The following is an 8,621-nucleotide window of genomic DNA, read 5'->3' as shown; positions in this document are numbered from 1 at the left end:
CGGCACCAGCCGCAGCGTCCACATCCGCCCGGTCGGCGTGGGGGTGCAGAGGACCACCGCCTCGACGAGGGCGCCACTGGCCGTGCGCACCGGCAGGTTCATGCGGGCGCTGCGTTCCCGGCGCAGCAGCAACTTGACCTCCGCGCCGCGCAGCGTCGGCACGAGCGAGGCCACGGGCAGCGAGCGCAGGTCGGCCAGGCCGTAGCCGAGCAGCTGCGTGGCGCCCTCGTTGCCCCAGGTGATCCGCGGGGTGCCGGCCACCGTCTCCGCGACGAGCAGCACCAGCGTGTCGCTCACCGCCGCCCCGTAGAAGATCGACGACACGACCTCCGGCGGCACCAGCGGTTCAGCAGTCACGGTGGTCGCTGACACGCTTCCCCCTCCCGAACGCGGCGGCGACCAGCGTCCGTGCCGGTCGTCCGTCCCAGAGAGGAGTACGTCAACCGGGTCGCGCACCTCCAGTCCGGGACGTCGGTCCTCACCCTCCCGGGTGGAGCAGGGGGACCCGCGGGCGGTGGCCGGCCGGCGGGGCGCTCTCGGAGGGTGACCGCTGTCACCCGGGCCGGGCGAGGACGCGCGACGGCGGGACGGCATGATCGGCCCCGGCTGCGCCACCATGCACGCCGTCCAGGACCGCCCGCCCACCGGCGTGCACCTCAGACCGCTGTACCGGACCGCACCGTCATCGGCCCCGTCGCCGAGGATGGGCGGCGACCGAGCCGTGCAGGAGGAACCGGACGTGCTCATCGGAGTGCCCAGGGAGTCCCGCCCCGGGGAGACACGGGTGGCGGCGACGCCGGCCACCGTGCGCCAGCTGACCGCCCTCGGCTACGACGTCCTCGTCGAGGCCGGGGCCGGCGCGGCCGCCAGCTTCCCCGACGACGCCTACCGCGCGGCCGGCGCCCGGGTGGGGACTCACGTCCAGGCGTGGACCGCCGACGTCGTCCTGCACGTGGCCAAGCCGACGGCCGAGGAGGTCGGGCTCCTGCGCGACGGCGCGGTGCTGATCAGCACGCTGGCGCCCGCGCTCGATCCCGACCTGCTCGCCACGCTGGCCGCCCGGCCGATCACCGCGCTGGCGATGGACGCCGTGCCGCGCATCTCCCGCGCCCAGTCGCTGGACGTGCTCAGCTCCATGGCCAACATCGCCGGCTACCGGGCGGTGATCGAGGCCGCGCACGCCTTCGGCCGCTCGTTCACCGGGCAGGTGACCGCCGCCGGCAAGGTGCCCCCGGCGACGGTGCTCGTCGTCGGCGCCGGCGTGGCGGGCCTGGCCGCGATCGGCGCGGCCAGCAGCCTGGGCGCGGTCGTGCGGGCCACCGACGTGCGCCCCGAGGTCGCCGAGCAGATCGCCTCGTTGGGCGGTGAGTACGTCGGGGTGCCGGCCGACGAGGGACAGGGCGGCGGCACCGGCTACGCGACCGTGACGTCGGCGGACTACGACCGGCGGGCCGCCGCGATGTACGCCGAGCAGGCCCGCGACGTCGACATCGTCATCACCACGGCGCTCATCCCCGGCCGCCCGGCGCCGCGGCTGATCACCGAGGAGATGGTGGCCGCGATGCGGCCGGGCAGCGTGGTCGTCGACATGGCCGCCGCGCAGGGCGGCAACGTGGCGGGCTCGGTGCCCGACGAGGTCGTCGTCACCCCGAACGGTGTGACGATCATCGGCTACACCGACCTGCCCGCCCGGCTGCCCGGCCAGGCCTCGCAGCTGTTCGGCACCAACCTGGTCAACCTGGTCAAGCTGCTGACACCGGGCAAGGGCGGGCAGCTCGTGCTCGACCTCGACGACGTGGTCCAGCGCTCGATGACCGTCGTCCGGGACGGCGAGCTGCTGTGGCCACCTCCGCCGGTGCAGGTGTCGGCGGCACCGCAGGCCACCCCGGCTCCCCGGCCGCCCGCCCCGGCCCCCGCGCACCCGACGCATCCGGACCGCTCCCCCGCGCGCACCGCCGCCGTCGTGGGCGTCGCCGCGGCGCTGCTGTTCCTGGCGGCCGCCTTCTCGCCGAACCAGCTGATCGGCAACCTCACCGTCTTCGCCCTGGCGGTCGTCGTCGGTTTCTACGTGATCGGCAACGTGCACCACGCGCTGCACACGCCGTTGATGAGCGTCACCAACGCCATCTCCGGGATCATCGTGGTCGGCGCCCTGCTGCAGATCGGCCACACCGGCGCGCTGGTCACCGTGCTCGCCGCGGTCGCCGTCCTGGTGGCCAGCATCAACGTCTTCGGCGGCTTCGCCGTGACCCGCCGCATGCTCGGCATGTTCACGAGGAGTTGACATGAACGCCGCCGCTGCCGCCTACATCGTCGCCGCCCTGCTCTTCGTGCTCAGCCTCGCCGGCCTGTCGAAGCACGAGACGGCGAAGTCCGGAAACGCCTTCGGCATCGCCGGCATGGCGATCGCGCTCGCCGCGACCATCGGGCTGGCCGCCCAGAGCATCGAGGCCGCCGCCGTCGGGCTGATCGTCGTCGCCATGGCGGCCGGCGCGGCCATCGGGCTGTGGCGGGCCCGCCGGGTCGAGATGACCGGGATGCCCGAGCTGATCGCGCTGCTGCACAGCTTCGTCGGCCTGGCCGCCGTCCTCGTCGGCTGGAACGGCTACCTGTCGGTCGAGGCCCAGGCCGGCACGCAGACCGAGGTGCCCGCCGACCTGCTCGGCATCCACTCCGCCGAGGTCGTCATCGGCGTCTTCATCGGCGCGGTCACCCTCACCGGCTCGATCGTCGCCTTCCTCAAGCTCTCCGCCCGGATTCCGAGCAACCCGCTGATGCTGCCTGGCCGCAACTGGCTGAACCTGGGCGCGCTGGTCGCCTTCGTCGCGCTCACCGTCGCCTTCGTCGTCTCCCCCGGCCTGGGTCTGCTGGTCGCGGTCACGGTGCTGGCGCTGGCGCTGGGCTGGCACCTGGTCGCCTCGATCGGCGGCGGCGACATGCCGGTCGTCGTCTCGATGCTCAACAGCTACTCGGGCTGGGCGGCCGCGGCGTCGGGCTTCCTGCTCGACAACGACCTGCTGATCATCACCGGCGCGCTGGTCGGCTCCTCGGGTGCCTACCTCTCCTGGATCATGTGCCGGGCGATGAACCGGTCGTTCCTGTCGGTGATCGCCGGCGGGTTCGGCAACGAGGGCAGCACGGCCACCGGCACCGAGGACGGCGTGCACACCGAGATCACCGCCGAGGAGGTCGCCGAGCTCCTGCGCGACGCCAAGTCCGTGGTGATCACCCCGGGCTACGGGATGGCGGTCGCCCACGCGCAGGGCCCGGTCGCCGAGCTGACCCGCAAGCTCGCCGAGTCCGGCGCCGAGGTCCGGTTCGGCATCCACCCCGTCGCCGGCCGGCTGCCCGGGCACATGAACGTGCTGCTGGCCGAGGCGAAGGTGCCCTACGACATCGTCCTGGAGATGGACGAGATCAACGACGACCTCGCCGCGACCTCCGTCGTCCTGGTGATCGGGGCCAACGACACGGTCAACCCGGCCGCGCTCGAGGACCCCGGCAGCCCGATCGCCGGCATGCCGGTCCTGCAGGTGTGGGAGGCCGGGCACGTCGTGGTCTTCAAGCGGTCGATGAGCACCGGCTACGCCGGCGTCCAGAACCCGCTGTTCTTCCGGGAGAACACCCGGATGCTCTTCGGCGACGCCCGCGAACGGGTCGAGGACATCCTCAAGGCGCTCTGACGTCCCCGGCCCAGCCCGCCCCGCGGCGATTGCGGGGGCGGCCCGGGTCCCCGACGGCGGGGGCCATACCGTGGCGGCATGGACCCCTTCCGCGGCCTGGGCCTCCCCCGCATCCCCGGCCTGTCCGAGCTGGTCGACGTCCTGCAGAAGCAGACCGAGGCGCTGGCCCAGCTACCGCGGACGATGGCCGACCTCAACGTTGCCGTCCGGGAGCTGATCGCCGCCACCAGGGTGGCCACCGAGACCATCGCATCGGCGCAGCGGACCGCCGAGCGGCTGGAGGGCCTGGTCGAGGAGCTCGAGGAGCCCGTGCGGGCGCTGCGCCCCGGGCTCGAACGAGTCGGCCGGGTGCTCGACGACCCGGCCATCGACACCGTGCCCGACACGCTGCGCACCGTCGCCGACGACCTGCTGCCGCTGGTCCACGGGCTGCGGCAGGCCACCGACCGGGTCGGCTCGGTCACCGGCCTCCTGCGACGCCATGCGCCTGGGGCCAAGGGCCGCCCGGAGGACGACCTGTCCGGCTAGGCACGCTCCAGCAGGAACGCGAACGGGTCGGGCAGGCCGCGCATGTCCATCAGCCCGAGCAGCAGGTCGGGGGTGACCCGCAGGACGACGTCCACCACCGGCAGCCGGTCGTACACCAGCGCCGCGGTGGTCACCCCCCGGTGCGCCACCGGGCGCAGCCGGGCCGTGGGACGGCGGGTGGTCAGCAGCGGCCGCGCGGCGACGAACGCCAGCTGGGCCGGACGGCTGCGGGCCAGTTCCGGGGCGTGGCGCAGCAGCGTCAGCGGGGCAGCTGCCGGGTCGACCGGCCGCGGCCGGCCCGCCCGGTCGGAGAACAGCAGCGGGTGCACCGTCTCCGGATCGACGATCTCCTTGCCCCACCAGCGGTGCGCGGTCAGCAGCCCGTCCAGCGGGGAGCCCGTGGGCAGCTCGGCGCCCCGCCAGCGGCCCACCATCTCCTCGATCCCGACGCCGGGCAGCCGGTCGGCGAAGGCCAGGACGTCGCTCGGTGCGGCGCCGCCGCGGTGCCGGTCGAGCCAGCGGACGGCGTCCCCGTCGCTCACCGCGAGCCCCAGTACGGCGGGTGCTCGAGCCCGGCCGGCAGGGCCGTGGCGGCGGTGAGCCGCTCGGTGCGCTCGTGCGCGGCGGCCACCTCCCGGCGCAGCGGCGCGGCGGCGTCGAGGGCGAGCGCCTCGGTGAGGCACCGGAGCAGCTCGTGCAGCTGGCGCTGCCCCCCGAAGGCCACGAACACCTCCGGGTCACCCCGCCAGTCGCGCCCGCCGCGGAAGGTGGCCGGCACGGTGTGCTGCCCGGCGCCGAAGCAGTCGACGACCGTACGGCCGCGGAACCCGCGCTCGCGCAGGTCGACGTGGATGCCGCAGCGGGCGTCGTCGCGCAGGTCCGGGCAGGCCCGGCCGGCGGGCTTGTCGATCACGAAGTCCGCCGAGGCGGCGAAGGCCGGCACCACGCAGCACAGCCCCGCGCAGCGGCTGCAGTCAGCGCGCAGCCGCGCCCGCGCGTCGGCCGTCTCGGTCACGGTGCTCCTGTCGTCATCCGGCGGTTCCCACCCGATGATGCCGGGATGGACGTGCTGAGCAGCAGGGTGCTCCTCCGGCCGGTCGACCCGGCGCGGTCGCAGGCCTTCTACCGCGACGTGCTGGGCCTGGCGGTCCACCGCGAGTTCGGTCCGCCGGAGCATCCCGGGATGGTGTTCTTCCTCGGCAACGGCCTGCTCGAGGTCTCCGGCCCCGGGGACGAAGTCCCGTGCGGCATGGCGCTGTGGCTCCAGGTGCGCGACGTCGCCGCCGAGTGGGAGCGGCTGCGTGCGGCCGGGACGACGGTGCTGCGCGAGCCACGGACCGAGCCGTGGGGCCTGGTCGAGGCGTGGGTGGCCGACCCCGACGGCGTCCGGCTCGTCCTGGTCGAGGTCCCGGCCGACCACCCGCTGCGGCGCGACCAGCGGTAGCGGTCAGGGGCGAGGACCCGTCCCCGCCGTCCTGCCCGGTCCGACGTCGGGATCCTCGTCCGGGTCGTCGGCGCTGCGGCGGACGAGGTCGGCCACCGACTCCTCCAGCCGCGCCCAGGTCGAGCTCCACTCCACCAGCGGATCGAGGATCCGCTCGAAGACGGCCAGCTGCTCGTCGAAGGCCTCCAGCTGGGCGGTCATCGCCGCGATCTGCTGCCGCTGGCCGCGCACCGCCCGGTCGATGGCACGCAGCTGCGCCGCCGACAGGGCCCCCGGCGGCGAGGGCAGCCGCGGCAGCGAGAAGGGCACTGCGCCGCTGGCCACCCCGCGGGCGCGGTCGGTGAAGGCGCGCAGCTGGCCGACGAAGTCCTCGACCGACCGGCTCACCCGGTTGCCGGAGCCGGGGTCACGGCCGCCGGTGTCGTGCTCGCTCATGCCGCCCAGTCTCGCGCTCGACGGCGGCCGGCGCGCTCCCGGGCGTGCCAAGCTGGAGCCGTGGTCTGGGCGCACCTCGTCGCGGTCGTGCACGCGCTCGCCGTCGTCCTGATGGTGACCGGCGCGCTGGTCGCGCTGCGCCGGCCGTGGGTGCTGCTGCTGCACGCACCGGTGGCCGCCGCGATCCTCGCGGTGCACCTCGCCGGGGCGCCCTGCCCGCTCACCGAGCTGGAGCTGGCGCTGCGCGAGCGCGCCGGAGGCGAGCCCTACACCGGCGGTTTCCTCGGCCACTACGTCTTCGCGCCGCTCGGCCTGGACGTGGCCAGCCCGGGCGTGCAGGCCGGCATCTACACGGCCGCGCTGGTGCCCAACGCCGTCGGCTACGGGCTGCTGGCGGTGCGCGCCACCCGCCGCCGCGCCCGCCTCACGACATGAGCAGCGCAGGTCGGCGTTAGCGCCGCTCGGCGTGGATCGGTCCGCGCGGGGCCTCGACAGCGAGCCGGAGACCCGGGGGCAGGCGCCGGCACCACGAGGCGAAGATCGCCGTCCGTCTCAGGGCAGCCGCCAGACCGTCGTCCGGCGCAATCCCGGCCCCTCGGTCTCGGGGATGTCGTAGGTGGCGACGGCGTGCAGCCGGTCGTGCGGCAGGTAGGGCCGACCCGGGTCGCCGACGTAGACCGCGCAACCGCGGGCACGGGCCCGGTCCAGGAAGGGCAGCACGCGCTCGGTCATCTCCCGGTCGTAGCAGACGTCCCCGGCGAGGACGACGTCGATGCCGGCCGGAGCTCGGTCGAGGACGTCGCCGGTGACGCTCACCCCGTCGACGCCGTTGAGCCCGGCGTTGACGCCGACGGCCGCCCGGCTGAACGGGTCGACGTCACTGGCCAGCACCGAGCGGGCCCCGGCCAGGCGGGCGGCGAGTGCCACCAGGCCGCTGCCGGACCCGAGGTCCAGGACGGCTCGCCCGGCCACCGTCTCCGGGGTGTCGAGCACGTACCGGGCCAGCGCCTGCCCGCCGGGCCAGGCGGCGGCCCAGAACGGCGGGGTCTGCCCGGCGCCGCCGTCCGCAACCTCCATCGCCTCCCACAGGGCGACGACGTCGTCGGCCACGTGCAGCCGGATCTCCGGCACCGAGGACGGCCGCCGGACCTGGGTGTGCGCGCGGACGAAGCCGGGCGGGACGACGCGGGCGGTCACGACCCGCAGTCCACCACCCGGACCCGTCCAGGGCGCCGCAGACCTCCTGCAGGGTCCCGCTGCGAGGCTGCGGGTGGCGGGGGCAAGGGGTCCTTCTCCGAGGAGTGGGGAGGACGGGGTCCTCGGTCAGTACCAGCCCTTGGACTGCGAGTGCCCCCACGCGCCACACGGGCTGCCGTAGCGGTTCTCGATGTAGATCAGGCCGGCGTCGATCTGGCGGTAGCCGTCCGACGTCTTGGCGATGCCGGTGCTCTTCCAGGTCGAGTCGAGGAACTGCGGGATGCCGTAGGCGGTGCTGGTGGGATTCTGCGCGTTGGGGTTCCAGCCGCTCTCCTTGCCCCACAGCTTCTCCAGGCAGCTGAACTGGTCGGCGCTGCCGACCTTGCCCATCGCGTACTCCTTGAAGGAACCCCGTGGCGCGGCGGGTGCCGAGCTGCTGGGGGCGGGAGCCGCCGCGGCGGCCTGCTCGGCGGTCTCACGCTCGGCGGCCTCGGCGGCGGCCGCCTCAGCCGCGGCCTGCTCAGCCGCGGCCTGCTCGGCGGCACGGCGCTCCAGCTCGGCGGCACGGCGCTCCAGCTCGGCCTGCTCGGCGGCGGCCTGGGCCTGCGCGGCCTGCGCCTGGGCGGCCTCGCGCTCGCTGCGGGAGGCGGCGAGGTCCTGCAGCGGGGTCAGGTCGGGGACGACCGGCGCCGTGATCGACTCCTGCCCCGCCTCGGGGGTGATGCCCAGCTGCTCGGCGACGCTCATCGAGGCGGTGACCGTCTCGGTCTCGGCCTCGGCGGCGGGCTGCCCGCCGACGACGGCGTTGACGACGATCGCGCCGGCGGCGGCGGTGGCCAGCAGGATCGCCGGACGGCGGCCACGGGCGGGCAGCCGCAGGCGGCGGCGGGCGGAACCGGCCGCGCCGGCGATGGCCCTGTTGTCGGTGGCCGGCGTCTCGGCGTTGCTGTCGGCCGGGACGGCCGGGAACTGCTCGGTGTCCATCAGGTGGGGGTGCTCCGGGGCGAGAGGGCGCGCGGGCCGGCCCTCACGGGAGAGGGCAGACCGGGATGCGGCGGTCGACAGGGGGGCGCCGGCAGCAGGGGAAGAGCGGGATGCTCGATACCGGCGGGCGCGGTCGGGTGCCGGTCAGCAGGCCAGGGAGGAGGCGCGGGGTGCGCGCGGCCGGGTGAGCCGGCGAGCCGCGAGGGCCCGTGGGCGGGGCATGCGGGTGCTCTCCGTTCTTCCGTGGCCGCCTACCGAGTTAGCTGACGGGTTCGGGCGGGAAGCAGCCCTACCGGCCTCCGAGCGGTGCTCGGCGGCGGGATTCACCCCAGTACTGCGGTGGGTCCCCG

The 8,621-nt window shown here is 75.1% G+C and carries 10 protein-coding genes, 1 pseudogene and 1 riboswitch; of the genes and pseudogenes, 5 read left to right on the top strand and 6 right to left on the bottom strand.

The features are described 5' to 3' along the window. A pseudogene (locus tag E4P41_RS20210) lies at positions 1 to 372 on the bottom strand (GGDEF domain-containing protein); the annotation flags it as partial. Between the two features lie 220 nt (positions 373 to 592). Between E4P41_RS20210 and E4P41_RS20205 the strand changes: the two are divergent. The 3 genes from E4P41_RS20205 to E4P41_RS20195 all read left to right on the top strand — a co-directional run bounded on the left by E4P41_RS20205 (position 593) and on the right by E4P41_RS20195 (position 4,211). Continuing rightward, a complete protein-coding gene (locus tag E4P41_RS20205; RefSeq protein WP_348536511.1) occupies positions 593 to 2,284 on the top strand; it encodes a Re/Si-specific NAD(P)(+) transhydrogenase subunit alpha in 1,692 nt (563 codons plus the stop codon). Between the two features lies 1 nt (position 2,285). After that, positions 2,286 to 3,683 carry a Re/Si-specific NAD(P)(+) transhydrogenase subunit beta gene (gene pntB, locus E4P41_RS20200; protein ID WP_135143013.1) on the top strand — a complete coding sequence of 466 codons (1,398 nt, stop codon included), beginning with the start codon at positions 2,286 to 2,288 and terminating at the stop codon, positions 3,681 to 3,683. A 78-nt stretch (positions 3,684 to 3,761) separates the two neighbouring features. Next, positions 3,762 to 4,211, top strand: coding sequence for a hypothetical protein (locus E4P41_RS20195; protein WP_135143012.1), 450 nt, complete (start codon positions 3,762 to 3,764; stop codon positions 4,209 to 4,211). Here E4P41_RS20195 and E4P41_RS20190 read toward each other — a convergent pair. Together E4P41_RS20190 and E4P41_RS20185 are read right to left on the bottom strand one after the other, a co-directional pair. Then, positions 4,208 to 4,753, bottom strand: coding sequence for a GXWXG domain-containing protein (locus E4P41_RS20190; protein WP_135143011.1), 546 nt, complete (start codon positions 4,751 to 4,753; stop codon positions 4,208 to 4,210). The two genes, E4P41_RS20195 and E4P41_RS20190, sit on opposite strands and share 4 nt — an antisense overlap. Continuing rightward, positions 4,750 to 5,226 carry a hypothetical protein gene (locus tag E4P41_RS20185; RefSeq protein WP_209307825.1) on the bottom strand — a complete coding sequence of 159 codons (477 nt, stop codon included), beginning with the start codon at positions 5,224 to 5,226 and terminating at the stop codon, positions 4,750 to 4,752. Before E4P41_RS20185 ends, E4P41_RS20190 begins: the two co-directional genes overlap by 4 nt. A gap of 45 nt (positions 5,227 to 5,271) precedes the next feature. On the opposite strand from E4P41_RS20185, the gene E4P41_RS20180 reads away from it, so the two are divergent. Next, on the top strand, positions 5,272 to 5,655 hold the full coding sequence (locus E4P41_RS20180; RefSeq protein WP_135143010.1) for a VOC family protein: 384 nt from the start codon (positions 5,272 to 5,274) through the stop codon (positions 5,653 to 5,655). Between the two features lie 3 nt (positions 5,656 to 5,658). Here the strand turns inward: E4P41_RS20180 and E4P41_RS20175 are convergent, their stop codons facing one another. Then, entirely contained in the window at positions 5,659 to 6,090 is a 432-nt protein-coding gene (locus tag E4P41_RS20175) for a hypothetical protein (protein WP_135143009.1), read from the bottom strand. A 60-nt stretch (positions 6,091 to 6,150) separates the two neighbouring features. On the opposite strand from E4P41_RS20175, the gene E4P41_RS20170 reads away from it, so the two are divergent. Continuing rightward, positions 6,151 to 6,525: a DUF2784 domain-containing protein gene (locus E4P41_RS20170; protein ID WP_135143008.1), complete on the top strand. Its 375-nt coding sequence runs from the start codon at positions 6,151 to 6,153 to the stop codon at positions 6,523 to 6,525. 117 nt (positions 6,526 to 6,642) lie between these two features. Here E4P41_RS20170 and E4P41_RS20160 read toward each other — a convergent pair whose 3' ends face one another. Both E4P41_RS20160 and E4P41_RS20155 read right to left on the bottom strand, forming a co-directional pair. Further along, entirely contained in the window at positions 6,643 to 7,287 is a 645-nt protein-coding gene (locus tag E4P41_RS20160; RefSeq protein WP_135143007.1) for a 50S ribosomal protein L11 methyltransferase, read from the bottom strand. 126 nt (positions 7,288 to 7,413) lie between these two features. Further along, complete coding sequence (locus tag E4P41_RS20155; protein ID WP_135143006.1) at positions 7,414 to 8,271, bottom strand: transglycosylase SLT domain-containing protein; 858 nt, start codon at positions 8,269 to 8,271, stop codon at positions 7,414 to 7,416. 233 nt (positions 8,272 to 8,504) lie between these two features. Next, positions 8,505 to 8,621: riboswitch (cyclic di-AMP (ydaO/yuaA leader) on the bottom strand. This riboswitch is flagged as partial in the annotation.

Origin of the sequence: Geodermatophilus sp. DF01-2, from assembly GCF_004571065.1 — a bacterium.
GTDB lineage: Bacteria > Actinomycetota > Actinomycetes > Mycobacteriales > Geodermatophilaceae > Geodermatophilus.
The sequence above is the reverse complement of the archived record's forward strand: the minus strand, read 5'-3'. Positions and strand labels throughout refer to the sequence as shown.